Annotated in this window: 24 protein-coding genes and 1 pseudogene; 3 read left to right on the top strand and 22 right to left on the bottom strand. The window is 59.4% G+C overall.

Translation table 11 applies throughout. The annotated features are described in order from the left end of the window. Window positions 1-74 precede the first annotated feature (74 nt). Together EXY20_RS15540 and EXY20_RS15535 are read right to left on the bottom strand one after the other, a co-directional pair. Window positions 75-1,742, bottom strand: coding sequence for a response regulator transcription factor (locus EXY20_RS15540; RefSeq protein ID WP_167859257.1), 1,668 nt, complete (start codon window positions 1,740-1,742; stop codon window positions 75-77). Continuing rightward, entirely contained in the window at window positions 1,739-3,538 is a 1,800-nt protein-coding gene (locus EXY20_RS15535; protein ID WP_135552657.1) for a sensor histidine kinase, read from the bottom strand. The genes EXY20_RS15540 and EXY20_RS15535 overlap by 4 nt, the downstream gene beginning before the upstream one ends. A 214-nt stretch (window positions 3,539-3,752) precedes the next feature. On the opposite strand from EXY20_RS15535, the gene EXY20_RS15530 reads away from it, so the two are divergent. Together EXY20_RS15530 and EXY20_RS15525 are read left to right on the top strand one after the other, a co-directional pair. Continuing rightward, window positions 3,753-4,373, top strand: coding sequence for a TetR/AcrR family transcriptional regulator (locus EXY20_RS15530; RefSeq protein WP_135552655.1), 621 nt, complete (start codon window positions 3,753-3,755; stop codon window positions 4,371-4,373). 59 nt (window positions 4,374-4,432) lie between these two features. Beyond that, window positions 4,433-6,739, top strand: coding sequence for an MMPL family transporter (locus EXY20_RS15525; RefSeq protein WP_135552653.1), 2,307 nt, complete (start codon window positions 4,433-4,435; stop codon window positions 6,737-6,739). Between the two features lie 488 nt (window positions 6,740-7,227). On the opposite strand, the gene EXY20_RS15520 is transcribed toward EXY20_RS15525, so the two are convergent. The 9 genes from EXY20_RS15520 to EXY20_RS15480 form a co-directional block, all read right to left on the bottom strand. Then, complete coding sequence (locus EXY20_RS15520; protein WP_167859256.1) at window positions 7,228-8,415, bottom strand: glycoside hydrolase family 88 protein; 1,188 nt, start codon at window positions 8,413-8,415, stop codon at window positions 7,228-7,230. Window positions 8,416-8,462: 47 nt separating this feature from the next. Beyond that, window positions 8,463-9,347 carry a carbohydrate ABC transporter permease gene (locus EXY20_RS15515; protein ID WP_135552648.1) on the bottom strand — a complete coding sequence of 295 codons (885 nt, stop codon included), beginning with the start codon at window positions 9,345-9,347 and terminating at the stop codon, window positions 8,463-8,465. A 16-nt stretch (window positions 9,348-9,363) separates the two neighbouring features. After that, entirely contained in the window at window positions 9,364-10,323 is a 960-nt protein-coding gene (locus tag EXY20_RS15510) for an ABC transporter permease (RefSeq protein ID WP_135552645.1), read from the bottom strand. Between the two features lie 79 nt (window positions 10,324-10,402). Then, window positions 10,403-11,467: a type 2 periplasmic-binding domain-containing protein gene (locus EXY20_RS15505; protein ID WP_135552642.1), complete on the bottom strand. Its 1,065-nt coding sequence runs from the start codon at window positions 11,465-11,467 to the stop codon at window positions 10,403-10,405. Between the two features lie 398 nt (window positions 11,468-11,865). Continuing rightward, window positions 11,866-12,501 (bottom strand): NAD(P)-dependent oxidoreductase, encoded by a 636-nt coding sequence (locus EXY20_RS15500; protein ID WP_135552640.1) that lies wholly within the window; start codon window positions 12,499-12,501, stop codon window positions 11,866-11,868. A gap of 67 nt (window positions 12,502-12,568) precedes the next feature. Beyond that, window positions 12,569-13,006 carry an Rrf2 family transcriptional regulator gene (locus EXY20_RS15495; RefSeq protein ID WP_167859255.1) on the bottom strand — a complete coding sequence of 146 codons (438 nt, stop codon included), beginning with the start codon at window positions 13,004-13,006 and terminating at the stop codon, window positions 12,569-12,571. A gap of 56 nt (window positions 13,007-13,062) precedes the next feature. Continuing rightward, entirely contained in the window at window positions 13,063-13,419 is a 357-nt protein-coding gene (locus tag EXY20_RS15490; protein ID WP_328592541.1) for a YciI family protein, read from the bottom strand. Further along, window positions 13,416-14,477, bottom strand: a complete 1,062-nt coding sequence (locus tag EXY20_RS15485) for a LacI family DNA-binding transcriptional regulator (RefSeq protein WP_135552636.1) — start codon at window positions 14,475-14,477, stop codon at window positions 13,416-13,418. Before EXY20_RS15485 ends, EXY20_RS15490 begins: the two co-directional genes overlap by 4 nt. A 25-nt stretch (window positions 14,478-14,502) precedes the next feature. Continuing rightward, window positions 14,503-15,597 carry a Gfo/Idh/MocA family protein gene (locus tag EXY20_RS15480; RefSeq protein ID WP_135552634.1) on the bottom strand — a complete coding sequence of 365 codons (1,095 nt, stop codon included), beginning with the start codon at window positions 15,595-15,597 and terminating at the stop codon, window positions 14,503-14,505. Window positions 15,598-16,004: 407 nt separating this feature from the next. Between EXY20_RS15480 and EXY20_RS15475 the strand changes: the two genes are divergently transcribed. Next, window positions 16,005-16,988, top strand: coding sequence for an aldo/keto reductase (locus EXY20_RS15475; RefSeq protein WP_135552632.1), 984 nt, complete (start codon window positions 16,005-16,007; stop codon window positions 16,986-16,988). A 132-nt stretch (window positions 16,989-17,120) separates the two neighbouring features. Here EXY20_RS15475 and EXY20_RS40420 read toward each other — a convergent pair. The 11 genes and pseudogenes from EXY20_RS40420 to EXY20_RS15430 all read right to left on the bottom strand — a co-directional run bounded on the left by EXY20_RS40420 (window position 17,121) and on the right by EXY20_RS15430 (window position 26,364). Next, window positions 17,121-17,491: pseudogene (locus EXY20_RS40420) on the bottom strand (iron chelate uptake ABC transporter family permease subunit). Between the two features lie 252 nt (window positions 17,492-17,743). Continuing rightward, window positions 17,744-18,253: a glucose-6-phosphate isomerase family protein gene (locus EXY20_RS15465; protein ID WP_135552630.1), complete on the bottom strand. Its 510-nt coding sequence runs from the start codon at window positions 18,251-18,253 to the stop codon at window positions 17,744-17,746. 159 nt (window positions 18,254-18,412) lie between these two features. Continuing rightward, window positions 18,413-20,251 carry a heparinase II/III domain-containing protein gene (locus EXY20_RS15460; protein ID WP_135552628.1) on the bottom strand — a complete coding sequence of 613 codons (1,839 nt, stop codon included), beginning with the start codon at window positions 20,249-20,251 and terminating at the stop codon, window positions 18,413-18,415. Window positions 20,252-20,377: 126 nt separating this feature from the next. After that, window positions 20,378-20,995, bottom strand: coding sequence for a glycoside hydrolase family 73 protein (locus EXY20_RS15455; protein ID WP_135552626.1), 618 nt, complete (start codon window positions 20,993-20,995; stop codon window positions 20,378-20,380). Continuing rightward, window positions 20,992-21,225, bottom strand: coding sequence for a hypothetical protein (locus EXY20_RS15450; RefSeq protein WP_135552624.1), 234 nt, complete (start codon window positions 21,223-21,225; stop codon window positions 20,992-20,994). The genes EXY20_RS15455 and EXY20_RS15450 overlap by 4 nt, the downstream gene beginning before the upstream one ends. After that, window positions 21,222-21,497, bottom strand: a complete 276-nt coding sequence (locus tag EXY20_RS15445) for a hemolysin XhlA family protein (protein WP_407944918.1) — start codon at window positions 21,495-21,497, stop codon at window positions 21,222-21,224. The genes EXY20_RS15450 and EXY20_RS15445 overlap by 4 nt, the downstream gene beginning before the upstream one ends. Next, window positions 21,481-21,657, bottom strand: a complete 177-nt coding sequence (locus EXY20_RS38965) for a hypothetical protein (RefSeq protein ID WP_167859254.1) — start codon at window positions 21,655-21,657, stop codon at window positions 21,481-21,483. Before EXY20_RS38965 ends, EXY20_RS15445 begins: the two co-directional genes overlap by 17 nt. Before the next feature lie 14 nt (window positions 21,658-21,671). Further along, complete coding sequence (locus EXY20_RS38960; RefSeq protein ID WP_167859253.1) at window positions 21,672-21,848, bottom strand: hypothetical protein; 177 nt, start codon at window positions 21,846-21,848, stop codon at window positions 21,672-21,674. A gap of 6 nt (window positions 21,849-21,854) precedes the next feature. Then, entirely contained in the window at window positions 21,855-25,328 is a 3,474-nt protein-coding gene (locus EXY20_RS15440) for a hypothetical protein (RefSeq protein WP_135552622.1), read from the bottom strand. Window positions 25,329-25,335: 7 nt separating this feature from the next. Further along, entirely contained in the window at window positions 25,336-25,950 is a 615-nt protein-coding gene (locus tag EXY20_RS15435; protein ID WP_135552619.1) for a putative phage tail protein, read from the bottom strand. 3 nt (window positions 25,951-25,953) lie between these two features. Then, a complete protein-coding gene (locus tag EXY20_RS15430) occupies window positions 25,954-26,364 on the bottom strand; it encodes a hyaluronate lyase N-terminal domain-containing protein (protein ID WP_135552617.1) in 411 nt (136 codons plus the stop codon).

Raw genomic sequence — 26,364 nt, 5'->3', positions numbered from 1 at the left:
CATAAAAAGTTGCCTATTCCGCATCGCAGGTGGAGGAGCGCCTTTACGCCGCAAGCGCGAGCAGCCGCCGAGCCTTACTCGCCCGCCGCAAGCGCCGACTCGCGATATTCCTGGGGCGTATAGCCCGTCTCTTTCTTGAACAGCCGCGTAAAATAAGGCGCCGAATCCAGCCCGATCATCGCGGCGATGTCCTGGATTTTGCGGTCGGTCGTCTTGAGCAGCAGCCGGGCTTTGTTGATCCGCGTCTGCGTGATGTATTCGAGCAGCCCCTGGCCGGTCATCTGCTTGTAGACGCGGGACAAATACGGCGGGCTCAGATGCACCAGCTCGGAAAGCCGCGTCAGCGACAGCTCCTCGTGCAAATATTGCTGCACGTATTGGTGGATGCGGCCGATGATGTCATTCGTCCGTTCGTTCTGCCGGCGGCCGTTATAGGCGGCGAGCGCCATGCCGAATTCGCGGAAACGGCCGAGCGCGCCGGCCGCGTCATCGCCGGCCTGCCAGTCGGCGAGCGCTTCGGGCGTCAGCAGCGGCCCAAGCTTGTCGAGCAATTTGCGCTTGTTCCAATACGCAAGAAAGAAGGCGGACAGATGGGCGAACAGCTCCATCGCCAGCAGCTTGCCGCCGCTGCCCTGCAGCAGCCCGGCCCCCGCCGCGAATAAATCGTCGAACAGCCCGGCGAACGCTTCGGCCTCGCCGTTGTCGAGATGCGCTTCGAACAGGTCGAGCTTGCGCATGTTGGCGCGCAGGTCGTTTTCGGCGAAGAAGCGTTTGCTCGACTGCGGCGGCGCGGCGGCCGGATCGCCGGGCGGCTCGATCAGCAGCATCTCCTTGCCGCGGCCGATGCCGCCGCTGCTCAGCTGCAGCTTGAGCGCTTCGACGCGCGGCGCCAGTTCCTCCCAGGCAGCGGGGCTGCCGCCGACGCTGAGCGACAGCGTCACCTTCAGCAGCCGCTTCGCGGCCGACTGCACGAACTCGGCGCCGCCCTCCAGCAGCCGCTGCGCCTGCTCTCCGCCCTCCGCAAGCGGCTGGAGCAGCCAAACGAACCGCGCGCGGTCGATCTGCAGCGGCAGGAACCGCGCCTTGCCGGCAAAATATTCCGCCGCAATATTGTCAAGCGCGTACAACAGCAGCGGCTTGTCGGCGCCTTGCGCGAACGAGCCCCACTCGTCGACCCGCCCGACGGCGGCGAGCGGCGGCAGCTGCGGGTCGAGCGGCACCTCCAGCTCGGCGAACCGGCTGCGCCGGGCTTCCGCGCTCGCGGCTTCGCCGTGCAGCAGCTCGACCATGTAGTCGCGCCGCATGATCGGCAGCGCCAGCCGGATTTGCTGCCGCGCGCTGCGCAGAATATGATCGTGATTGAGCTCGGAGGCGATAGCGTCCGCCGCCTTCTCGATCGCGCGTACGATCGATTCGTCGCCTTCGGTCTTCAGCACGTAGTCGACGCCGCCCTTGCGAATCGCCGTCTGCGCGTAGGCAAAATCGTCGTAGCCGGTAAGAAAAATCACGCGGCAGCGCGGCCAGCGGGCCAGCACATGATCGGCCAGCTCCATGCCGTTCATGCCCGGCATGCGGATGTCCGTGAGCAGGATGTCGATCGGATCGGTTTCCAGCTTCTCCAGCGCCTCGACGCCGGAATAGGCAACCGTGTATGTCAGCTTCAGCTGCGGCAGCTCCTTGAGCTGCGCCGCCAAATAATCGGCCGCAATCGGCTCGTCGTCCACAATCATCATGCGGTTCATGGCGCCGCCTCCTCGAATGGCAATGTAATCGTTACGCGCAAGCCGGCCCCGCCGGCGCCGGGCGACAGCGTGATGCCGGCGCGGGCGCCGAACTTGAGCTGCAGCCGCTTGTGCACGTTCAGCATGCCGGTGACGTCCTCCGGCCGCTCCCAGCCGTTCAGCAGCGCTTCCCAGCGCGCATATTGCGCTTCGCTCAGCCCTTTGCCGTTGTCTTCGACAACGATGCGCAGCGCCGGCTCCCCTTCCGCTGTCGTCCGCTCCACGCGAATCGTCAGCCGGCTTTCGCCCAAAGCGTCGCCCAGCCCGTGCTGGTAAGCGTTCTCCACGATCGGCTGCAAAATAAGCCGCGGCACAATCACCCGTCCGCATTCCTCCGGCACGTCCTCAAACTCGACCTTGATCCGGTCGCCGAAACGAATCGACTGGATTTCCGAGTAGGCGCGCACGTGGCCCAGCTCCTTCTCCAGCTCGACCTCCTCCTTGTCGCCGCGGGTGATGTACTGGAAATAATCGCCCAAATATTTGGCGAAACGGGTCGAGTTGTCGAAGTCGCGCGCCCGCGTCATCCGGTACAGCAGGTAAAAGCTGTTGTACAGAAAATGCGGGTTGATCTGCGACTGCAGCTGCTTCAGTTCGGACTGCTGAACGCGGATTTTCTGCTCGTACACCTCGAAGATGAGCGTGTTCAGATGGGCCACCATGTTGTTGAACTGCTCGTACAGGTCGAAAAACTCGTCGTTGCTGCGATACTGCAGCGCGAGCTGCAGGTTGCCCGCTTCGACTTTGCGGAAGGCGCGCACAAGTCGGGTCAGCGGCCGGTGAATGATGCGGAAAATCCAGTAAGCGAATGCCAGCAGCACAATCAGCGCCACGGCGGACACGAGCCAGATGTACAGCCGGTATTTTTCCAGCGGGCCCATGACGTCGCTCTCCGGCAAATAGACGAGCAGCGACGCGTCCAGCTTGGACGAATAAGTCGATACCGTCAAAATCCGCTCGCGCTCGAACCGGATCGTTTCCGTATGCGGCTCCGTATCCTGCGTGCTGAGATAAGTCGCCGTCCGCTCCTGATTGTAGTACGATTGCACCCTTTCGCTGATGGCCGCCAGATGCTCCTGCCGCTTCGCTTCGACGATCGTCCAGTCGCGCTGGATAATCGCCGCGCCGCCGCGGTCCGAATCGGACAGCTGCTTTAGAAACTTCTGCAGCGTCGGCACCGACAGCTCGAGCTCGAGAATGAACATCGGATCGCGCTGGTTCGCCATCGCCGCGCCCGGGTAATATTCGCGCAAATAAATCCGGCCGTCCCCTTCGCTGTAGAAGATCGAACGCGACTGGGCGCCTTCGCGCTTCATCGTCTCCAGCAGCGGGCGGTCGATCGGCTCGGATAGCCGTTCCGTCGAAATCACGCGATCGATCGGCGGGATGTAAACGCTCGCTTTGGCAATATAATAGCTCGACTCTTTCATCGTCTCCAGCCGCTGCTGGAACCGTTTGATCGTGGTTTGCTTCTGGTATTCGGTCATGCTTTCGGGCGTGATGCTGAGCGAGACGAGATCCTCGTCGTTGACGTATTCGCGCTGCAGCCGGACCATGCGGTCGATTTCCGTTTCCAGCGACGTGCGGTAAAAGGCGATCTGCGAACGCAGCGACTTGGAAATTTCGCTTTTGACCAGATCGGCGCCCCATTCGTTCATGACCGTCCCGAGCGCGTACATCGGCGTCATCACGACGAGAAACGTCAGCACCAGCTTGCTGAAAATCGACACCCGCCATTTGCCCCAAAGCGCTTTCATTTGCGTTCACCCGTTCTGCGAAAAGTGGTCATTCTATTATGAGGGAGTCCCGGCGAACGGAAAACAGGATTTTTTTAAGACGCTTGCTTTTTGTTGCGCGAATGACCGATCGGCGCTGTCACAATGTTGTCACTTGTTTGCTCATTGTGCATTTTTGCACTTTGGGCAATAATATACATACATGCTGGTGGAAAAGAGGTGAACATCCCGCGCGATGACAACGAATAAACCGAGTTTGCGGGATACGAAGCGGGAAGCGACCGCCCACGCGCTGGCCGAAGCGGCGTTCGGGCTGGCGCGCGAGAAAGGGCTCGACGGGTTCATCGTCGAGGACGTCGTGCAGCGGGCCGGCTACTCGCGCAGAACGTTCGCCAACCATTTCTCCTGCAAGGAGGAAGCGGTGGCGTCGGCAGCGGTCATGTTCCACGGCGCCGACGAAGTCGAACGCATGCTGGCGAACGTGTCCGGGGACATGTCGCCGCTCGACATTTTGCATCGGTTGATGAAGATGCAGTTTACGACCTTGCACCTGCGCAAGCTGCGCGAGCTGGTGCTGCTGGCCAAGCGGTTCCCTTCGCTGGAGCCGTATATCCTGATGTCTCTTCGCCATTTGCAGGCGACGGCGCAGGAATTGGTGCAAAGCTATTCCCAAGGCCGTTACCCCGACGCCTACCCCCATCTGCTTGCCGGTGCGGTGTACGGCGGCATGCTGCCGCTGCTGGACGGCAGTCTGGACATTGCCTTCCCGGGCGAAGCGGAGGATGAAACGCCGGGCGAAACGGCTTTTGACCGGTATTTGGAGTCGATGTTCGGCTATTTGCGAAGTGGCTTTTGACAATAACAGCTTGGCCCCGGCCCTAGTATTCCCCTACCCAAAGGAGAGAAACCCACAAGATGTCAACCTTGCTATATAAAATGGGAAAAGCGGCTTACGACAAACGTTGGCGTTTTCTTGTCGGCTGGATCGTCGTGCTGGGTGTCGTCATCGCGCTGCTGGGCGCGAACGGCATTCATGTCAGCTCGGAAATGAAAATCGAAGGCACGGAGTCGCAGAAGGTGCTCGATCAGCTGGCCGAGGAACTTCCGGCAGCCGCGGGCGGGCAGGCGAGCATCGTGTTCACCGCCCCGAAGGGGGAACGTTTGGACACGCCGGAGCGGGTCGCGCTGATCGGCAAGGCGATCAACGAAATTTACCAATCGGAGTATGTAATCAATCCGGCGGAGTTGGCCGCGCAGGCGGGGGCAAGCGCGGACGCGGCCGGCGGGGCGCAGGCGGGAACCGGCGCAAGCGGGCCGCTGCCGGGCGCAACGCTTTCGGCTGACGGCAACGTTGCGCTGTTTCAATTCCAGTTCACCGTGCAGCAAACGTCGCTGCCCGCTTCGGTGCCGGATGCGGTGATTGCCGCCGCCGAGTCCGCGGAACAGAACGACAGCGGCATCACCGCCCTGCCGAGCGACTCGCTGACGTCCAAGCCGGCCATCGGCTCGACCGAAGGCATCGGCATCGTTGTCGCCGCCATCGTGCTGCTGCTCACGCTCGGCTCCGTCGTTGCGGCCGGTCTGCCGCTGCTGACCGCCTTGCTCGGGGTCGGCATCAGCGTCGGCGCGGCGTACGCCTTCTCCAGCTTCTTCACGATGACCGACATTACCCCCGTGCTGGCGCTGATGGTCGGGCTTGCGGTCGGCATCGACTACTCGCTGTTCATCGTCAACCGGCAGCGCCGGATGATTCTCGACCAGGGGCTGAGCGCGCGCGAAGCGTCGAGCCGGGCGGTCGGCACCGCCGGCAGCGCCGTGTTGTTCGCGGGCTTGACCGTCATCGTCGCGCTGTGCGGCATGCTTGTGATTGGCATCGGCTTCTTGTCCGCGATGGCGCTCGTTGCCGCGGCTAGCGTGCTCGTCAACGTGCTGGTCGCCTTGACCTTGCTGCCCGCGCTGCTCGGCTTCGTCGGGGAGCGCATCTGCTCCGCCAAGGCGCGGCAGCGAAGCGCCGGCGGGCACGGCGCCGGGCAGCGGCACGGCGTAGCCAGGCGCTGGGTCGGCGGAGTCGTCAAAACCCGCTACCTGATCGTTGTCGCCGCAATCGTCGTTCTCGGCGTCGCCGCCATCCCGGTTGCGGAGATGGAGCTCGGCATCCCGTCCGGCAAAACGGCAAACCTGGACACGGGCGCCCGCCAAAGCTACGACGCGATTTCCGCCGGCTTCGGCGAAGGCTTCAACGGGCCGCTGCTGCTGGTCGCAAGACCGAAGGACGCCGCGGCGAAGGTGACGATGGAAATGCTCGGCGGCCTGACGCAAGCGCTGCAGCAGCATGACAACGTGTCGCTGGCCGCGCCGATGGGCGTCAATCAGGCCGGCGATATGGCGATCGTCAGCCTGATTCCTCGGACGGGGCCGACCGATGCGGCCACCAAACGGCTCGTCAACGAGCTGCGCGCCGCCGATTCCGGCCTGGCGCAAACTTACGGCGTGACGATCGGCGTCACCGGCTTTACCGCGATCAACATCGACATGTCGTCCAAGCTCGCCGAGGCGTTCCCGCTCTACGTCGGGGTGATCGTCGTGCTGTCGCTGATCATATTGCTGCTCGTGTTCCGTTCGATCATCGTCCCGATCAAGGCGACGATCGGTTTCCTGCTCAGCATACTCGCCACGTTCGGCATCGCCACTGCCGTTTTCCAGTGGGGCTGGCTGCACTCGCTCTTCGGCTTCGACACCGGCGGGCCGCTGCTCAGCTTCATGCCGATTATGGTGACCGGCATTTTGTACGGGCTGGCGATGGATTACCAGGTGTTCCTCGTCAGCTCCATGCGCGAGTCGTTCGTGCACGGGCAGCGCGGCAAGAACAGCGTCGTGCACGGGTACGAGCAGGCAAGCCGCGTCGTTGTGGCGGCGGCCGTCATCATGGTGTCCGTGTTCGCCGGCTTCATCTTCGCCCACGACATTATGATCAAGCAGATAGGCTTCGCGCTGGCGATCGGCATTCTGATCGACGCATTCGTCGTCCGCATGGCGCTGGTGCCGGCCGTGATGGCCTTGTTCGGCGACAGCGCCTGGCGGCTGCCGAAATGGCTGGACCGGCTGCTGCCGAACCTGGACGTCGAAGGCGAGAAGCTGCTCGCCGAGCTGCAAGCGCAGGAAAGCGCCGGCAGCAAGCCGGGGTCCAGGCCGCGGGCAAACGCCGGCTCTTCCCGGGCGTAAGCGCCGCTTCACCAGGCCGTATAAGACAATAAGCCATGTTTTCTTGCTTGTTTGCTCCAAAATGCGCGGCAACGACCAAATAGCCAGTAAAATCACTGGCTATTTGGCGTGCGAAGCCCAAATCAGGGGCTGCGGAGCCACAATAAGCCATGTTTTCGCTGGCTATTTTCGCCGGGGCCCCGTTTTTTCCGCGAATAAGCCGGGAAATCCGTCTTAATTCGCCGCCGCAACCCGGTTCGGAGCAAATATGCCGGGAAATGCGTCTTAATTTGCTGCCGCCACCCGGTTCGGAGCATATAAGCCGGGAAATCCGCCTTAATTCGCCGCCGCCACCCAGTTCGGAGCAAATATGCCGGGAAATGCGTCTTAATTTGCTGCCGCCACCCGGTTCGGAGCATATAAGCCGGGAAATCCGCCTTAATTCGCCGCCGCCACCCAGTTCGGAGCAAATATGCCGACTATTTTGCGCTAGGCCGCCGCGCGGCCCCTCAAGAGCCATCAAAACCCATCGGCAGCATCAGCGAACCGCGCTGCAGACGAAGCAGCGCTTCGTACGCATAATAGTCGCCGAAAATGAGCGGCTGGTCCGCGTTGCGGTACTGGCCGGAAGCCTCTTCACGGCTTCCTTTTTTGTATGCCGGCCCGCTGCAGCCATGCAGCACGAATGCGCCTGCGCGAGGAAACGGCGGCGCCGCATGAGCGCCGGTCAGCCGGCTCGCCAGCCGCTCGGCGCCTTGCCGCAGCGCCGCTGCGTCGTCCGGCAGCCGGGCGGCAAGCTCGAGCAAGCCGCAGCAGGCGACGGCCATCGCGGACGTATCGATCGGCAGCCGCTCGTTCCGCGGCGCGGCGAAGTCCCAGGGGGCGTCGCCGTCCGGCAGCAGCGAGCCCAGCCAATAGGCGGCGCACTTGCGGGCTGCCAGCAAGGTCTGCCTGTCGCCCGTATACCGCCCGGCGAGGGCAAAGCCGTAAATCGCCCAAGCATGGCCGCGACTCCAGCACGATTCGTCGGCGTATCCCTGCACGCTTTTGCCGCCGATCGGTTCGCCCGTCTCCGGGTTGAAATTGAACGTGTGATGCGTGCTGCCGTCATCTCGGACAATCAGCCCGCGCAGCCGCCGGACGTGCCGTTCCGCCGCGTCGCGATAACGCGCCTCCCCGGTCACGCGGTGGGCCCAGAACAGCAGCGGCACGTTCATCAGGCTGTCGACGATCGCCTTGCCTTTTTTCTCCTCGCGGAAGTCGGGCGAATCCCCCTCCCAGTCGTTCCAGGCGCGGAGAAACTCTCCCCGCTCGTGGAACCGGTCCAGCAGCACCTGCGCCGCCTGCAGCCCGGTTCGTTTCGACGCTTCCGAACCGGTCAGCATCCAGTGATAAACGGCGGTAAAATGGAAAATAAACCCAACGTCATGATCCAGAGGCAAGCAGCCGTTCGCCCGGTTGCGTTCGGCATCGTTCGCGGCCCGCTCCTCCAGGAACGGGACGTAACGCTCGTACGACGCCAGCAATGCCGGATCGCGCGTATCCGCATAAGCAAGCAGGATCAGGCCCGGCCAGAAGCCGTCGGTCCAATGGCCTTTGCCGTTCGTGGCGTAGCTCCCGTCCGCCTTCCCGGCGGCAAACGGCAAATCGTCCCCGTAAGCCAGGCAGTTCCGGTATATTTTGGCGGTCCAGTCCATTAACGGCCGTCCCCATTGGCTTTTTTCCCCAACCATGCTAATTCCACTCACCCTTTCAACGCGCCGATCATCACGCCTTTGACAAAATATTTCTGTACGAACGGATACACGCACAGGATCGGCACCGTCGCGACCATGATTGTCGCATACTTGATCGTTTCGCCGATCTGGTAATGGTCGCCGGACACGCCGCTTCCCGAAGCGAACCCTTCCGTCGAGTTGGCGATCAATATTTGCCGGAGCACGAGCTGGAGCGGGAACAAGTCCGTATTTTTGATGAAAATGGACGCCCAGAACCAGGTATTCCACTTGTCCACCGCATAATAAAGCGAAATCACCGCAATAACCGGAAACGAAAGCGGTAGAACGATCCGCAGCAAAATGACGAAATGGCTGGCGCCGTCGATTTTGGCCGACTCCTCAAGCGCATCCGGCACGGCCATAAACGCGGTGCGCAGAATGATCAAATTGAACGAACTGACCGCAAATGGGACGATGACCGACCAGATCGAATCGAGCAACCCGACCCCCTTGACCACCAAATAAAGCGGAATAAGCCCGCCGCTGAAAAACATCGTCAGCACGATCACCACCATAAACGCGTTGTTCCACAACACGTTCTTGCGCGACAGCACAAAAGCGCCCAAACTGGTGATCGCCATATTAAACGCCACTCCGAATACGACGATAAAGAGCGTATTCCGGTACCCGAGAATAACCGCTTCGTTCGTCAGCACATTGCGGTATGCCGCCAGACTGAAGCCAAGCGGACGCAGCAGTATGCCCCGGTGCCGGACGATGTCGGCCGCCTCGCTGACCGAAGCGAAAGCGACATGCAGCAGCGGATACAGCGTCGCCGCCATCAGCAGCAGCAGAAACGCGTATACCGCCACATCGAACAACCGCTCGCCCAAGCCGATTCGTTTGCCCATCGGTTCCCCTCCCTTGCTACCATAAGCTGTTGCCGTTCACTTTGCGGCTGAGCCGGTTGGCGAGAACGAGCAGCAGCAGATTGATGACGGAGTTGAACAGCCCGACGGCGGTGCTGAAGCTCCAGTTGAATTCGAGCAGCCCTTTGCGGTAAACGAACGTCGAGATGACATCCGCCCTCTCGTATGTGAGCGGGTTGTAGAGCAGAATAATTTTTTCGAAGCCGACGTTGAGCAAATTGCCGACCCGTAAAATAAACATGATCGCGATCACCGGCATGATCCCGGGAAGCGTGATGTGCCACATCATCTTCGGCCGCGATGCGCCGTCGATGCGCGCCGCTTCGTACTGCTCCTGATCGACGCTCGTCAGCGCCGCCAAATAAATGATCGACTCCCAGCCGATGCGCTGCCAAATTTCCGACAAAATGTAGATCGGACGGAACAACGCCGGATTTTGCAGCAGCGCTTGCCCGTCTCCGCCGAATATCGCCGTGTACGCCATATTGACGATGCCGCCCGAATTGGTAAAATCCTTGATAATGCCGCAGATCACGATCATGGAGATAAAATAAGGCATGTAGGTGATCGTCTGCGCCCATTTCCGGAACAGCCGGCCTCTCACTTCGTTCAGCAGAATCGCCAGCACGATCGGCATCGGGAACTCGAAGCAAAGCGAATACAAGCTGATGAGCACGGTGTTCCGCAGCACGGTCACAAAGTAATAGCTCTGAAAAAACGCGGAAAAATGGGTTACCCCCGCCCATTCGCTGCCCATCACGCCTTTGATCGGCGAGTAGTTTTTGAACGCGATGAGCGCGCCGTACATCGGCATGTAATGAAACGCGACATAGTACGCGACGACGGGCACCATCATGAGGTACAAATATTTGTTCAACACAAAATCCTTGACGAACCTGTTGCCCCGCCCGGTCGGAACGACACGTGCGGCAGCGTGAACAGCCGGTTTTCCCTCCATCCGCCATCTCCCTCCCAACGCAGCGGCCCCTCCCGGCAAAAGGAGGCCAAAGCGGCCCCCGTTCCGCCGGTCGAGTCGTTTATCGTTTGTTATACCGCTCGAGCGCCGCTTTCTGAATGTCGATCGCCCGGTCGATCTTGAGCGATTTCAGCTTGGCCACGTACTTGTCGAACGAATCGACCGGCTCCGTGCCGAGAATGATCTTCAGCGTCATCTCCGCGACCAGCGTGTTGACGTCGTTCATGATGGTGGCGTACTCGGCGCTTTCCTGCTGGGTCGGCGTGATCGGCGGCAGCGCGTACTTCTCGACATCCGTCTGCCAGATCGCAATGGCATCCTTCTGCTGCTGCAGCTGGTTGTATTGCTCGATATACCGTTTGTCCTGAACGAACGGACCGTTGTAGTTGGATCGCGCATAAAGCGATATCGTCTGCGCCGGCGCCAGCTTATCCGGGTTCTTCATGATGAGATCCGTAAACTTCGGATAGCCGTTCTCCAACTTGTAGCTGACGCCTTCGGTGCCGAAATTGAAGAACATGTGGCCCTCTTCGCCGTACCCGTAGTCCAGCAGCTTGACGGCGAGCTCGGCTTCCTTCGACTTCGCGGAGATCGCAACCGAAGCCGGCGAGCTGTAGGCAAAATCCTTCTGCCCGAACTTCGGCTTGTCGCCTTTCTTCAGCACCGGATACGGCGCGGCGACGAGGTCTGCCTTCGCGTCCTTCTCCTTCATCAGCGGCAGCCAGCGTCCGAGACCGCCGCCGGCGTTGCCGAACGTAGCCCCGGTCGCGCCGCCCGTCAAATTCGCGTCGAGCGCTTTGGCGTCAAGCGTCGCTATATTTTTGTCGATCAGCCCTTCCGCGTACCATTTGCGCATCGTGGTCAGAAACTCTTTGTAAGCCGGTTCGAGCGCGCCGAACTTCACTTGCCCGTTGTCCACATAGAAGGTCGGGATCGTTCCGTACGCGCCGACGAGCGAACCCGTGTTCAAATACGTCGTTTGGCCGTTGGCTACCAAGGTAAAAGATAAGGGCGCCGCCGCGTTTTTCTTTTCCTTGAACGTTTTGAGCACCGTGTACCATTTGAACGTACAGGCCAAGGAGGAATCCGGAAAACAAAGGCGAACACTGCCGCTTCTCCATACCACCCCCCGCTCTCCGCTCCCGCACCTTCGCCCCTGTTGAACCCTCTCAAGGCAAACACGTTGCACCAAGCGCGGCATTCTCCCCCCGCCAACTAACAAATTCGCTTTTTGTGCCTCACTAATGAAGCGTCTGAGGAAATAGGCCATGTTTTATTGCCTATTTCGTCAAAAATGGGCATCTTAGTCAAAATAGCCAGTGAAATCACTGGCTATTTCTTTGAAAAGGTCGATTTTCAGGCTCCAGAGTTGAGATAGCCAGTGTTTTCACTGGCTATTTCCAGCGAGGCGGGCCATATCGGGCAAATAAGCCATTTTTCATGGGCTATTTTCGTTACCCATCAAAAAAATGCCTGCAATCTCCCTCCCCGGGGATTGCAGGCGTCCTGGCGGCGCGAAACGGCTTACTCCGCCTCGGCCACAACCGTAAACCGCTCGTTCACATGCAATGCTTGTTCGATTTCGTCGACGATCGCGATGGCGTAGTCTTCGTAGCTGATGTAGCTGTCGCCCTTGGCATTGACGAGCAAATGGTCCTTGCCTTTACGGTAAGCGCCAGTGCGCTTGCCCGGCGCGAACATGGCAGACGGGCTGACGTACGTCCACTTGGCGCCGCTCGATTGCTCGTACACGGCCAGGCTGCGGGCCATGTTCGACGCCGTCGGGTAATATTGCGGCGGGAATTCCGGCGTTTCGCACAGCAGCTTCGTCTTCGCTTCGTCGACGAACAGGCTGCCCGCGCCGCCGACAACGATCAACCGCGTGTTCGGCGCTTGCCGCAGCGCCTCGACCAGCACCTGCGCGAGCTCGATATGGCGCGGCTCTTCGCCGGGACTCCACAAGCCGATTGCGTTGACGACAACGTAGAACGGCTGCAGATCGGTCGCGGTCAGCGCGAACGCATCTTTTTCCACAACGGGCAGGCCGCTGATTTTGCTTGCGTCGCGGACGATGGCCGTCACCTCATGGCCGCGCGCCTTCGCTTCCTGGGCAATCAGGCTGCCCGACTTGCCGTTTGCGCCGATAATAGCGATTTTCATCGTGGTTTCCTCCTTGAAATTGCGAATATCTATAACCAAATTAGTTATAGTTAATACCAAAAAAATTTTACCCGCCGCCTCTAGCCAGCGCCGCCGCTGCCGCCTGCTGCGACACTTGCGCAATCGTATGCTGTTTGAGCGCCGCCACCAGCGCCGCTTCCGCCTCCGCAGCAATGCCGCCCATCACGTCCGGAATGCCGGCCCCAACCGGGCAGGCCGGGTTCGGTTCCGCCGGACTGGGCGCAATCGCCGGCTCCGGCTGCAGCGCTTCATATACGTCCGCCAGCGTAATCGACTCCGCCGGCCGGGCAAGCCGGTAGCCGCCGTCGCGGCCTTCGCGCGTTTCCACGATGCCGACCTCCACCAGCCGCTTCAGCACCCGCCGCAAAAACACGGCATGCGTGTTTACGCTGCCGGCCACATACTGGCTCGAGTAGCCTTCCTTATGTTGCGCCAAAACAGCAAGCGCATGCACGGACATCGTAAACCAGCCAGCTGCTGCCAACGGGATCATCCCTCTCCCCATTTACTATAACCGAATCAGTTTCAGTTGGCAAGCGGCTATATCCGATCCGCAATCACGATGTCCCACTCGTGGATTTCATAATCGCGCGCTCCATAGACCACGTACGGATCGCGTTTCACCCACGCTTCGACTTCTTCGAACGTCTCCGCGCGATAAATGACCAACCCGCCGGAGCCGTCGACGAACCGGCCGTTGGCATGCAGCAGCCCTTCGCCGCGGCGTTCGTCGAGAAACGACAGGTGCTGCGCCCGAAATTGCTGGCTGAGCGCCGCATCCTTCATTCGCAGGAATACCGCAAAATGCTTCAACGCCGCCCGCCGCGGCTCCTCCACGCGAAGCTTGTCCGCCTCTCGCTCCGTCATCGTTCTTGTCCCCTCCATATTCGGCTTCATCGTTTCGTCTCCCCATTCGCTTTTGCAGCTTCGCTCTCATTCCCCTGATCCCTCTCCCGCGGCGCCGCAACGGAATGACGCTCCACGAGGGTCGGCACGACCGTGACCCGCTTCTCGCCAACCGGTTCCCCGCTCATCAGTTTGACCAGCGCGCCCACGGCAAGTCGACTGATTTCCAGCACGGGCTGGCGCACCGACGTCAACTTCGGATCGGCGAGCGTGGTCAAATACACGTCGTCGAAGCCAACGAGCGAAACGTCATCGGGCACGCGAACGCCGTTGTCCTTGAGCGCGTTCAGCGCCCCGAACGCAATCACGTCGTTGCCGCAGACGATCGCCGTGAAGCGCTGGTTGCGCTCCAGCAGCTGCTGCGCGTAGAACTGCCCCGTCTCCAATTGGTAATTGCCCAGTTTGATTCGCCCGTAATCGATCTGCAGCCCGTGTTCGCCCATTGCCTTCATATAGCCGTCCAGACGCTGATTCGCTTTGCCCGGCTCGTTGTCGCTGCCGATAAAAGCAATATGCGTATGCCCGCGTTCGATGAGATGGCGGGTGGCGAGATACGTGCCTTCGACATTGTCGACGTAGACGCCGTACACCTCGGGCCCCAGGACGCCGCTATTGATCGTTGCGACCTTGCAGCCGGAGCCGAGCAGCCGGTCGATGGCGTCGCCCAGCGCGGTTTCCGCGACGATGACGCCGTCCGTGTTGTATTCCAGCAGCATGTCGATGTAGCCGCCGACCTTCACGGCGTCGTTATCCGTGTTGCACAGCAGCAGCTTGTAGCCGGCGGCATAAGCGCTTCGTTCGATTTCTTTGGCCAGTTGGGCAAAATAAGGGCTGGCGATGTCGGGAACGATTAGCCCGACCATATGCGTGCGGTTCGACACGAGCCCGCGGGCCAGCCGGTTCGGCCGGTAGTTCAGCCGTTTGGCGACGGCAAGAATATTGTCCCTCGTCTCCGCGCTTACGTTGGCATAATTGCCGTTCAGCACCTTGGAGACCGACGCGATCGACACTCCCGCTTCCCGTCCGATATCCTTGATCGTTACCGCCATCCGCCCCCAGCCCCTTCCGCCCCGATTACCCTTCCGTCCGCTCCTGTTTGCGAAGCGCTTCGACTATCATACCAAAAATAACGAGATCCTGCTTGTAGTCCTCCGGCGTCGTTTTGGGCGCGATGTCCCGGACCACCGTATCATAAAAAGCTTCCAGCTCCAGCGTATACGGGTCTTTGAATGTCGGCCGGTGAACCGTTTCGTCGTACGCCTCGCCTATCGTTTCATGAATGTGCAGCGTTGTCGGCAAATGGCGGATGTACGGCGTGTCGTACTTCAGCAGCAGCGATTTGGTTTCGCCGAGCACCTCGATTACCGCGTCAAACCGGCGCTGCTTGTCGAACCCGGTTTCGAACGTCGCGCAATAGCCGTCAAACTCGAGCGTTGCCGTCATGTTCCAGCCGTCGTTCCAGCAGTGGGCGGACGCGACTCGCTTCGGCATGCCGAGCAGCTCGCGCATCGCCGACAGGTCGTGGCTGTTCAAGCCGCACAGCAGCCCGTAAGCATTGCGCAGCTTCTGCGGCGCGTCGCCGATCTCTTCCGATACTTGCTCGGCGCGGCGCGCGAGTTTGTCCCCCATTGCCCCCTCCGGCAAATCGTCGAACTTGCGCACGACGCCCGACTGTTCGATCATGAACCGGTTCGGGCCGATAATGTCGCGGATGCGGGCGTATTTGATCGGGCCGAGCGTTTGCAGTTCCTCCTTCATCCGGGCCAATGCGGGCGCAAACCGCCGCATATACCCGACCATCACATGCACGCCGGCGGCGTCGCGCGCGCGAATGATCGCGTCGGCGTCGGCGATGTTCAGCGTCATCGGTTTTTCCAACAGCACGTGCTTCTTGTTATGCAAGGCATGGATCGCACACTCGGCGTGGTATTCGTCGCTGTTCAGCACGAACACGGCATCGAGATCGGCCTGCCCGGCCAGCTGCCGGGCGTCCGTGTACCGATTTTCGCGCGGGACCCGATGCTTTTCGCCCAACTCCTGCAGCAACTGCGGCGAAATGTCGCACAGCGCGGCAACCTCGTATTTGTCGTACAACGATTCCAGCACCGGCAAATGGGTAATTTGCGCAACTTCCCCGAGGCCGACAAGGCCGACTTTCAGACGTTTCATAGGTTTGATCTCCTTTATGGGCGAGTGAATGGCAGATAGAACAAATTGCGTTTCCGTTCACGACGGACTTATCTACCGGCGTTTTTGTTATGTTAAACGTTTATCTTACCATTTATCGGCATTCTCCGCCGACTCTCTCTTGCCACAACCTCCTTTCCACCGCTAAAACTTCGCATAAACGCTTATATTTACGCTTTTCAAACCAAATTATAAAAAGCCAACAGCGCCGGTGTCAACAAAAACATGTGTTTGTTAAACGTTTTCCTAAAAAGCGATGCCTGCATCGACGAAATAGGCCATAAAAGATTGCCTATTCCACCAGTACCCGCTCCGATTGCTTCCCGGCACGCGGAGGCATACAATGGGAGCATGGCCAGACAAACCGAAACGTTCAAGGAGGAAAACCGATGCGCTATCGACCGCTCGGCAACACCGGTCTGCAAGTAAGCGAAGTAAGCTTCGGCACATGGGCGATCGGCGGCTCGTGGGGAGCGAAGGACGACGCGGAATCGCTCCGCGGGCTTGCCGCTGCGATGGACGCGGGCGTCAATTTTTTCGATACGGCCGACGTGTACGGCTCGGGGCACAGCGAGGAACTGCTCGCCCGGGCGACGAAAGGCAAGGAAGACCGTATCTACGTTGCGACGAAATTTTGCCGCGCCGGGGACATTCACGATCCGGCCACGTATTCGGAGCAGACGGTGCGCGCGTATTGCGAAGGCAGCCTGCGGCGGCTGCAGCGCGAAACGATCGACCTGTACCAGATTCATTGCCCGCCGCTGGCGATCCTGCGGCAAGGGGGAGTGTTCGGCGTGCTCGACAAGCTGCGGGCCGAAGGCAAAATCCGCCACTACGGCGTCAGCGTCGAAACGGTGGAGGAAGGGTTGTTCTGCCTGGAGCAGCCGAATGTGCGAGCGTTGCAGGTGATCTTCAACCTGTTCCGCCAACTGCCGCTGGAACGGCTGCTTCCTTCCGCCCGGCAGAAGGGCGTCGGCATTCTCGCCCGGCTGCCCCTGGCAAGCGGGCTGCTGACCGGCAAGTTCGGCGAAGGAACGACGTTCGCCGCCGACGATCATCGCCGGTTCAACGAGAACGGCGAGCAGTTCAACGTCGGCGAAACGTTCGCCGGCCTCGGCTTCGCCAAAGGGCTGGAGCTGAGCCGCCAGCTCGGCTGGATTGCCGAAGGCCGGGGCAATATGGCCCGCGCCGCGATGCGCTGGATTCTCGATGCGCCGGAGGTGACGTGCGTCATTCCGGGATTCAAGAACGAACAGCAAGTGCACGACAACTTGCAGGCGATCGACGTGCCGCCGTTTGCGGCGGCGGAACGGCAGCGGCTGGCCGACTGGTACCGGCGCGAGGTGCACGCGCACGTTCGCGGGCCGTATTGAGCCGCCGGCAAGCGCGCATCCGGCTCAAACCCGAAGCGACACTTCAAACTGCCGCATATCCACCGTCTGACCGGGGTAACACGAGAATAGCCGCAAAGCCGCAAACCGGTTTGCGGCTTGTTCTCCTTGCGATTATTGCTTGCGCCACCGGAACAGCAAATACATGAAGAACGGCGCGCCGACTCCCGCGGTAAACACGCCCGCCGGAATGTCGAGCGGCTGGAACAGCATCCGCCCGGCCAAATCGGCGAGCAGCATAATCATCGCGTCGATCAGCGCCGAGCCGGGGATAATCGCGTGAAGCGAGCGGCCGATCAGCCACGGGCGATGTGCGGCGCAAGCAAGCCGATGAACGACACCGTGCCGGCCACGCCTACCGCCGCGCCGGCAAGCGCGACGCAGTAGACCAGCAGCAGCATCCGGCTCATCTGCAGCCGACTGCCGAGCCCGACCGCCGTCTCTTCGCCCAGCGACTGCACATTCAGCTCCTTTGCCAGCAGCATCGACAGCGGGATCAGCGCCGCCACCCAGGCAGCGTCAACCAAAATAGCCAACAAAAAATGGCCTATTTCGCCATTTCCACCTGCTTCAACAAAAATAGCCAGTAAAATCACTGGCTAGTTCCTCCCAAGAGGCCCCAAACCGGGCTTTCCAAGCAAATAGCCAGCGAAAACATAGCCTATTTGGCCGACGAGACCCGTTTTTCGCGAAATAGGCCATGTTTTATTGCCTATTTCAAAAACAAGCCTACCTGACTACTTAAAATTCAACCGCGCCGCCGTATCGTAGTCGTGCACGATGTTTGCGCCGCTGACCGCGAAGAACACGAGTGGCACATCGCCCGTGTTGATCACCCGATGCGACCAGCCGCCGCCCGCGTAGCTGATCTTTCCCTCCGCCACGACCAGACGGCGAAGCTCGCCGTTGCGGCGCTGGATCAGCATTTCGCCACTGCCGGATAGCCCGATCACCGCTTCGGCCGTGTCCGGCTCCGCGTGGAAATGCCCTTTTGTCATAAATGGCTCTTCGCCAACTTTCCCCGGGTACAGCACCGTGATATTGACGAGCAGATCCGTTTCATCGTTAGGATGCGGCAGCTCGTACACCTCGTAAACAACCGGATCCCCTTCGGCCAGTTGGCGTTCCACCGCTTCCCGATCGGTGTAGAGCGCCTGCAGCTGCGACAACGTGCGCCGCGTCACAAGCGCACCATGCTTTTCATAGTCGGCCGGTGTCAGGCCAATTGCAAATGGTTCCATTGCCATCTCAATTCCTCCTTGGTCTCTTCCTGATGTCAATGCTGCCCGCACAGCAGCGGGGCAATCCGCTCCCGCTCCGCGTCCGGCCGCAACGCCGTTACTACAGTTTCGGCGTCCGCTTGCGTTTTTCCTGTAATGGATTCGGGCGTGTTCACCTCAGCCCTCTTACTCCCGCGTCGCCTGGCGCGGTTTCAACGCAAATTCGAAAACAGCTTCGACAGCCGCATCCGGCCGGATCGCCCGCAAAATAGTGCGGTAAACCGTCAGCAGTGCGCCGTTATGGCCGGGCACATCCACGATCGTGTCGACAGCCGCTTCGAACCGGGAACAATCGTAGGCCATGACCGCTTCGCCGTTCTCGACAGTCCAGACGATTGCGCCTTGACGAAGCTCCGGTTTATGGAGACTGATGAACCGCTCCTCCAGCGACGCCGGACTTCCGGCAAACTCGAACGTATCGGTCAGCCGCAACGTGGCGGCATGACGCGTCCAGACGAAACTGCGGCGAAACTGCAGCAACTGCGGGTCGTCATACGCCCGCGTCAAATCGAGGTCAACATGCAGCGCTCCGTCCGCCTGATCGTTGCGCAGCATGACGGCTTCATGCTGGCGGCCTTCCCGCTGCTGTCGCCCGTTGATAAGCGGTACGGAATGGCCGTCCGACGCGTTATGCAGCAGCTGGTAGCGGTTCGGGCCAAAATAGTCTTTGGTATAAAGACCGGCGCCGAGGTCGGCCAGCGGATTGTCCCCGCCGAGATGAAGAATGAAATGGCCGAGATCGTTGTGGTTGTGCGACTCGCCATTGTGTCCGCCTTTGGCGGAAAAAGCGACCGTCGTGCCGCCTGCCTGCCCGCGGTCGACGACAACCGCCAAATCGGGCAGCACATAAGTGGCCGCCGGGGCCGGCTTGCCGAGCAGGGCGGCGTCCGTCCACAGCAGATTGCGCGTCACATGAGGCCAGCGGTAGCATTGGTCCGCCTTGAACGGCGGCACCTCGCGCAGCTCCGGAACGTCGCAGCCGACACGCGCCGCGAGCCGGGACAGCAGCCCGGTGTGCAGTTGGCAGGGGCCTGCGTCGGAGTAATTGACGAAACCATTCCCGGACAGCACGAACGCCGCCGGAAACGACGCGATATGGCGCAGCTTTTCGCCTTGCAGCAGATCGAGCGCACCGCCGGTATACTGAGCCAGCATGTCGGCGAAATAGACATAGTAGCCGAAGCCGTACTGCCAGTAGGCGAGCCCTTCCGGGGAACCGCCGTCGTCGCCGTAGCCGTCAAGGAAACATTCCAGCGCGCGCACCGTACGTTCGATCATGCCGGCCAGCCGCCCGCGGTCTTCTTCGAGCAGCAGTGCGGCCATACCGACGGCCCCGCCGCAGACAGCGGCCCAGTTGTCAATGCGCGATTCCCAGTCAAAATGCACGGGATCGTGGTACAACGGACGGAACACACGGCGATCGATTTCCGTGCGGACGCGGTAAACGAGCCACGGGTCGAGCCGGTCGCCGGCAAGAAACAACGTCTCTGCCAGCGCATTCGCCGTTTCGGCCGCGAACAGGTCGACAACTTGTTCCGGCGGCACGCGGTAGGCGCGGCACGCTTCGAGATCGGGCGGCAAACAGGCGGGCAGGCACCAAGTATATTCGTTGCAGATTTCCCAGACGAGATTATCGAGCGCTTCCTTATACAGCGGGGTATCGTCGATCCGGGTGGCGAGCGTCAGCGCCAGCAACCGGCCGCGCCGCTCAAAATACGGCTGCTCGTACTCGAGCCGGGTTCCGGTTTGTTCGAACGTATGGAATTGCGTAAACGTAAGCGGGGGAGTTGGAGTGGTGCGGGCGCGTTCGGCTTCCCGGCGAATTTCCGCCAGCAGCGGCTGCAGGTGCAGGGCGTGTCGAAGCCGGTCAAACAGCGGCTTGTCCAGCGCCAAGCCGAACGGGAACAACGGCGACCGCTGCTGTGCGGCGGCCAGTTCCCGGCGAATGTCGCGAAAGCTGATCATCTGGGGGTCTCCCTTTCGGTTAGGTAACTCCGATTATAATCAACTTTCGCGCGGCTGAAAATAGCACTTCGTCGCGATCATCTCTCTCTTTTGGGGAAAGGGGGTGCTGGCCGTGGTATCTTTGCGTCACGCTTCCGGCTGCCCCGAAGCTTTGCGCAGCTCGTTGGCGAGCCGGTGAAACTCGTCGCGCGCTTCCTGCACCGTAGTGCTCATGTAAGCGGCGCTCAGGAACAAAATAATTTTGTTGGCGTCCTCGGCACTTAACACCGCGATCTCCTCCTCGTCGTGGGCTTTCAAATCGTGCGTGTCCATGATGGACAGCAGCTTCTCCGCATAATCCGGGTCCGTCGCGTACTTCAGCGGCGTTTTCATGAACGCCCGGCATTGTTCTTCCGGCGTTTGGGCCGCGCATACGAGCCTGTAGTTGTCCCAGCCGGTAAACAGCAGATCCTGGTCGCGGAACCCGCTCGCGATCGAATCGTACGCGCGGAATGCGGCCATGATGTCCTTGCGTTTGCCGTCGTACACCTCCCAGGTGCCGACGTAGTAGTAGTTGCCTTTCCAGTAGGCGTTGGTTTCGCCGCTGCCCACCTTGAACCCAACCAAATTATTCCATTTGTTCAGCGTCCAGCCCGTTTCCAGCGCCGCCTGCGCGATTCGCACCGAAGCGAACACCGGCGACACTTCCCGCCGCAGTTGCACGGCGACCGGAGCGACGGCCGCAATGAAATCTTGCGCTTTCATCCGGCGTCCTCCTTTCTCCTTTTGGCAAATTGATACGTTCCCGATGCGGTTAGCCCGATCATACTTATCGTAATCAGCTTGGCTTGGAAAGGTGGCGGCACCAGCACAAAAACGGCCGCTATCCCGATTGCCGCGACCGGACAATATTTGGACGGCAGGCCAAAGCCTTTGGCCACGCCGACAAAGGCCGCCACGAGGGCGGCCAGCGTAACGATATCTTGTTCGCTCATGAGCCGATTCCCTTCCACAGCAGCCCGATCGCGCCGACGATGAGCGCCGCCACTACCGTGCGCCAGAGCCAGCTTTGCGCGTCGGCCAGCTCGTCGATGCGATGGTGCGCTGCTTTCGAGCTCTGCAGCGCTTCGCCCGCCATGTCGCGGGCGCTGTTCATCATGTCCAGCTTCGTCTCCACACGCGTCAGGCGTTGGAGGATTTCTTGCCGTTCGTCCGGCATAATCACCACCTGCTCTCTGGGGGATGGGAGGTTAAACAAGCTTTTCAAGCTCTGTCCTCCTGGTCCTAATCTCGGCCACTACTTTAGTGCGGTCAGTTTCCGCCAGTTGGTAACTGGCTACGATATCCGCGATTTCGCCTTCTCCGGCGTCGTACCGGATCAGGCAGGCATTCGCGATGATGCGGATTTTATGGAAAGGCAATGTCACAATGATTCGCCTCCTTAAGTAGTAAAAAGGTCGGCCAGCGCCAGTTCGACGTCGGCCAACCTGGATTTGAGGTTTGTGTTTTCGGTTTGGAGCGCTATGATCTGCTCTTTTGGCGTTGGCGTGCTGCCCGCCAACGGTGTAAATGCTTGCTGAATCTCGCCTGTTTCCGCATCACGCTGTTTTATCTGCATGCCTCGTCACACTCCCCCAGCGCCAAGCACTTGCTTGACAGATTTGTTTACGCTAGTGCTGCTGCGCGTCAACGTGAGTCGCAGCGTACCCTTCGCTGCGGGCGTCTGCCCGGACAACACGAACTGATCCTCGCTCGTGTTACCGTCGACCGTCGCGCTCGTCTTGGTCATTGACTGCATCGACTCCGTGCTGGCGTGGAAGCTCGCAGCCGCTGACAGGCTAAAGCCGGCGTCCGTCTCCCGGTCCGCCCATGCGACGATGCTGCTGATGTTGCTGGCTGGCACGATGTTGTAACGCGCGTCCTCGACAAGTACGGGAGTGAAGCTACTGGCCGTCCAACTGCCGCGGAATTTGACGGCGGCCGCTTGGGCGTCCCTATAGATGCAAATAGGATCAGTAAAGTCGAACGCATTGTTATTGACGGTTGATGGATCTAATACAGAATTGGTTGTATTGCTTGTCAAGGTGGTAATCACCCCCCAAGCACCGCTATTATATTTGATCCTACGAATCTGATAATATGTTCCGTCGTATCCTTGCCACATAATGAAAATATCGCCGTCTTTATTAACAGAGATTGACGGGTTAGTTTCGGCAAATGCCGTTCCTGCCGTAGTTAATTTTTGCATAGCGGACCACGTCGCTCCGCCATCTGAACTCTTCGAGTAGCGAATGTTACTGACACCGGCGATCGCGTCACCGCCACGCCAACTGACATGGATATCACCATTCGGCGCCACGGCTGCACAGGGGTCGCCTTGGGAGTAGGTGGAACCGGCAAAAATATCATGACTAATAAAAGCAGACCCTTGCCAGTCAAGTGAGCGAATCCATTGCGTGCTACCACTTATGTTATTCTGATAGACGATGTGCGGGTAATTATTGCTACCCACCACCACGGACGGATTTGTTGAGTCTCTATTTGTTCCGCTGTCAGCTGTCAGCTGCGTCGGGCTCGCCCAAGTTGCGCCGCCGTCCGTGCTCTTGCTGTAGCGGATGTTGAAGCTGTTCGGATATGTCGCGTTTTTCGAGCACCATGCGGCATGCAGGCCGCCGTCGGGGGCGAAGGCAATTGAGCAACCTCCCAGAGACGATTGCATGTTGTCAGGAGTCCCTCCACCAGCTACAAGAGAGCCAGCGTCATTATATTTGTCTACGTAAACCCAAGCGTTATCAACAGCTCGCATCACAAACACATGTGTGCCGTTAGTAGCTAAGGCAATGCTTTGCAATGACGAGGACGATTGAGTTGGAGTAACATCAGTCCATGTAGCCCCTTTGTCAGTAGACTTATATAGCTTATAGGTGCTACCATTTATCGCACCTGCGAAAATGTTACTGTTGGCACAGACCACCACCTTACGCCCGCCGTTGCCACCTGTATCGTAGGTCGAGTTGACGACGCTGACGTTCATTCGCGTATACGTTGTTGCTGTTTCGTATCCTGGACTGAACCCAAGCTTACCGCCAGAAACAACAGTAGTGCTACGTGCAATGATAGAACCTGACTTGAAGGCTTTTGTCGTTGCTGTGGTTTCGACTTGCTTAACAGTAACATCAATCGTCCAACTTCCGCGGAATTTGACGGCGGTAGCTTGAGCGTCCTGGTAGATCGTCAAAGGATCAGAAAAGTTCAGGGTGCTGTTATTGAGTGATGAAACATTCGATACATGACCCGAGCTATTACTTGTTAAAGACGAGATGCTCCCCCAAGACGAGCCGTTCCAGATAATGCGGCGCAACTGCCTGTAGTTCGTATTGATCGCACTGTCAACGCCCTGCCAATCAATGTAGACGTTATTGCTTGGATCGATCGATACAGAAGGAAAGTTTTGTGCGTATGTGTTTCCACTAGTCAGCTTCTGCATTGTCGACCAAGTGGCTCCGCCATCGTCGCTGTACGAAACTCGAACATTTTCGACGCTGCTATCGGTGGAATCACGGCCGACCCATGTACACCATATCCGCCCGGACGGCGCAACGGTTGCGCAGGGGCTGGATTGGGCGTAAGACGAGCCGAGATGAACATTTGACGTTGTAAAAGAGGAACCACCCCAATACCTACAAAAAATTGTATTTACCGTTCCAGCAGCATTCTTAAATTGCCACGTAAACAATGGATAACTATTAGCGCGAGAAATAATACTTGGATTTGTGTTATCATCGCCACTCGTATTGTCTATTGTTTGGTACGAGACCGCCCACGTTGCTCCGCTGTCCGTACTCTTGCCGTAGCGGATGTTGAAGCTATTTGGGTATGTGGTGCTTTTACTCGCCCATGCGGCGTGTATGCTGCCGTCGAGGGCCGCAGTGATGGAGCAAGATTGAATGGTTGTCTGTGTGTCGATATTATGAAACCCTACACCGTACCGATTTGAATCCGTCTGAGTGGTCGCGTCGATAGCAAAATGATTGATTGAGTCGCTAGCGCCGTCTCCCACCATTATCATGTGTACGTTATTCCCGCTTGAGCACAATGCGAAGGTCGTGCTGGATGTTATGGCGACCGCGTTGTAAAAGTAGCACAACCGGCTATAAGTAGCCCCATTGTCCTTGGACACGTACAACTCGATTTGATTGCCCGATGCGTTAATTGCCGCTGCCACGATCCACCCGTTGTCCAGCACCGTCACCTTACGCCCGCCGTTGCCGCTTGTATCGTAGGCCGACCCGACGACAGTGACGCTGGTCCGCGTATATGTTGTTGACGTAGTAACATCCTCATAACGATTGATTGTCACGCGCTCGTAATCAACATCGTCTTGTATCGTGATCTCCTGACCAAGTTTAAACCCCGCAGGATTGACAAGCTTGTTGGTCAACACCGTATTACCAGAAGACAGGGCAACATTCGTCTTTGTCTTGGTCGTATCCAACTGCGCGATCGAGCCTGCGTTGTGTCCGTCGAACAAGTCATAAAATATTCCGCTCGCCCCGTCAACCCGATCTTTGAGAGACGATACGGCTTTAAGGTTGGCAACTTCGCGTTGCAGGTAGTAAACTTGTGGCTGGAGCGTCCCGGCCTTAGAGTCGACATATCCTTTCGTTGCAGCATCGGCCGCAGTCAAAGGGTCAGCAAATTGCGCTCGCCCGCTTGCATCCCGAATCACGATTTTACTTGCAGTGGCTGTCGAAACTGCTCCATGGACGCCGGTTGTGGCATTTGCATGCGTATCCACTTTGGCCTGCGATCCGGAAGCAGTTTCAACGCCTGAAACATCGGCAGCAGCTAATGTCACCGCCCCCGTCCGCCCCGCTACACTCGTCACCGCATTAACCTGCGCGCCTGCCGCGATTCCCGCCAGCTTGCTCTTCTCCGCCGTCGTATAATCCTCCGTCGACAGCCCTTTGCCCGCGACTTTGTCGACTTTGCCGGCGACGGCAGCGTCGAGGATATCCGCGTTGCCGTTCAAATCGTCAATATTGACGGCGTCCGAGCTTTCCGGCTTTTTCAAGTTCAAGTTCGATGTATACTGCACCGCATCTTCACGCTCCTTCGTAAACTCTGAGCTCGTTCCACGTCTTCGACACGGCGTCCGCCCAAGTCAAATCGGAAATCATGCTCCACGTCGTAAAAGTGTACATAAAGCTGTAGGCCAAATGGGCCGGCTTGATCTGCTCCAGCATGTCGACGAATCCGGCCATGTTCGGCGGGATGCCGAGAATGCCGATAAACCGCACGACGAAACGATACTCGTCCGGGTATTCGATCACTTCCACTTCACCGCCGGAAAAAGCGGCCGCGACGTTGACGATTTTCGCCTTCGTCGTCGTGCTGCCCCCGCGCAGCTTGGCCAGGATGATCTCCCGCCGCCACTCGTTCGGCCGCGACGGGTCGTAGTCGATGCCAAGCTCGCGCTCCCAGCGGTCCAACCCCCAGGACGCCGTGCGTACAAACAGCTGGGCCAAAATCGCATCCAACGCATACCGCAAGCTTCCCAACTCGGCAGCGGCGGCGCCCTGGATCGAGCGCATGATGCGGCTGTCCGCGTAATAATTCGGCAAATAGTTCATCAGGTCGGGGGCGTCGATTTCCGGCGGGTTCGTTTCGTCCGGATTGTCCCCATACGCCAGCGTGCCGAATAATGGTTGTCCGTACATGATTCACCCCCCTTTCAGTTGGCCCCACGTGTACGAACCGTGCAGGTTCGCCCATGAAAAAGGCCCCTTAGGCATCGCCATCGCGGCAATCGCCTGCGCTGTGCGCAGAGGCGTCATATACGGGGCGGAACTCGCGCCCGCTTCGGCCTCCGCCTGCGTCGCCGCGCCCGGACGGCCAACAACGCCGGTCCAGGCTACGCTTTCGGCCGCGTCGACAATCCCGTCATTGTCGGTGTCGTAAATGCCCTTCAGCATGTCGCCGACCGATGTCGCCGCGACCAGCAGCACGTTGCCCCCAGCCGAACCGATATACAGCTTCTGCGTGTCGGTGCAATAACCGAGCTCGGCGACGGCAAGCGTTCCGATGCCCGCCTCCGCTCCCCGGCGAATTTGAATCAACACTTTGCGTGCCAT

It is taken from the genome of Paenibacillus cymbidii, assembly GCF_004764705.1.
GTDB lineage: Bacteria > Bacillota > Bacilli > Paenibacillales > NBRC-103111 > Paenibacillus_AN > Paenibacillus_AN cymbidii.
This window is presented reverse-complemented; position numbering and strand designations above follow the sequence as displayed.

Excerpts from the sequence above, each read along its gene's own strand:
- EXY20_RS15540 (WP_167859257.1), bottom strand. The coding sequence starts at position 1,742 with ATGAACCGCATGATGATTGTGGACGACGAGCCGATTGCGGCCGATTAT.
- EXY20_RS15535 (WP_135552657.1), bottom strand. The coding sequence starts at position 3,538 with ATGAAAGCGCTTTGGGGCAAATGGCGGGTGTCGATTTTCAGCAAGCTG.
- EXY20_RS15530 (WP_135552655.1), top strand. The coding sequence starts at position 3,753 with ATGACAACGAATAAACCGAGTTTGCGGGATACGAAGCGGGAAGCGACC.
- EXY20_RS15525 (WP_135552653.1), top strand. The coding sequence starts at position 4,433 with ATGTCAACCTTGCTATATAAAATGGGAAAAGCGGCTTACGACAAACGT.
- EXY20_RS15520 (WP_167859256.1), bottom strand. The coding sequence starts at position 8,415 with ATGGACTGGACCGCCAAAATATACCGGAACTGCCTGGCTTACGGGGAC.
- EXY20_RS15515 (WP_135552648.1), bottom strand. The coding sequence starts at position 9,347 with ATGGGCAAACGAATCGGCTTGGGCGAGCGGTTGTTCGATGTGGCGGTA.
- EXY20_RS15510 (WP_135552645.1), bottom strand. The coding sequence starts at position 10,323 with ATGGAGGGAAAACCGGCTGTTCACGCTGCCGCACGTGTCGTTCCGACC.
- EXY20_RS15500 (WP_135552640.1), bottom strand. The coding sequence starts at position 12,501 with ATGAAAATCGCTATTATCGGCGCAAACGGCAAGTCGGGCAGCCTGATT.
- EXY20_RS15490 (WP_328592541.1), bottom strand. The coding sequence starts at position 13,419 with ATGAAGCCGAATATGGAGGGGACAAGAACGATGACGGAGCGAGAGGCG.
- EXY20_RS15485 (WP_135552636.1), bottom strand. The coding sequence starts at position 14,477 with ATGGCGGTAACGATCAAGGATATCGGACGGGAAGCGGGAGTGTCGATC.
- EXY20_RS15480 (WP_135552634.1), bottom strand. The coding sequence starts at position 15,597 with ATGAAACGTCTGAAAGTCGGCCTTGTCGGCCTCGGGGAAGTTGCGCAA.
- EXY20_RS15475 (WP_135552632.1), top strand. The coding sequence starts at position 16,005 with ATGCGCTATCGACCGCTCGGCAACACCGGTCTGCAAGTAAGCGAAGTA.
- EXY20_RS15465 (WP_135552630.1), bottom strand. The coding sequence starts at position 18,253 with ATGGCAATGGAACCATTTGCAATTGGCCTGACACCGGCCGACTATGAA.
- EXY20_RS15460 (WP_135552628.1), bottom strand. The coding sequence starts at position 20,251 with ATGATCAGCTTTCGCGACATTCGCCGGGAACTGGCCGCCGCACAGCAG.
- EXY20_RS15455 (WP_135552626.1), bottom strand. The coding sequence starts at position 20,995 with ATGAAAGCGCAAGATTTCATTGCGGCCGTCGCTCCGGTCGCCGTGCAA.
- EXY20_RS15450 (WP_135552624.1), bottom strand. The coding sequence starts at position 21,225 with ATGAGCGAACAAGATATCGTTACGCTGGCCGCCCTCGTGGCGGCCTTT.
- EXY20_RS38960 (WP_167859253.1), bottom strand. The coding sequence starts at position 21,848 with ATGCAGATAAAACAGCGTGATGCGGAAACAGGCGAGATTCAGCAAGCA.
- EXY20_RS15435 (WP_135552619.1), bottom strand. The coding sequence starts at position 25,950 with ATGTACGGACAACCATTATTCGGCACGCTGGCGTATGGGGACAATCCG.
- EXY20_RS15430 (WP_135552617.1), bottom strand. The coding sequence starts at position 26,364 with ATGGCACGCAAAGTGTTGATTCAAATTCGCCGGGGAGCGGAGGCGGGC.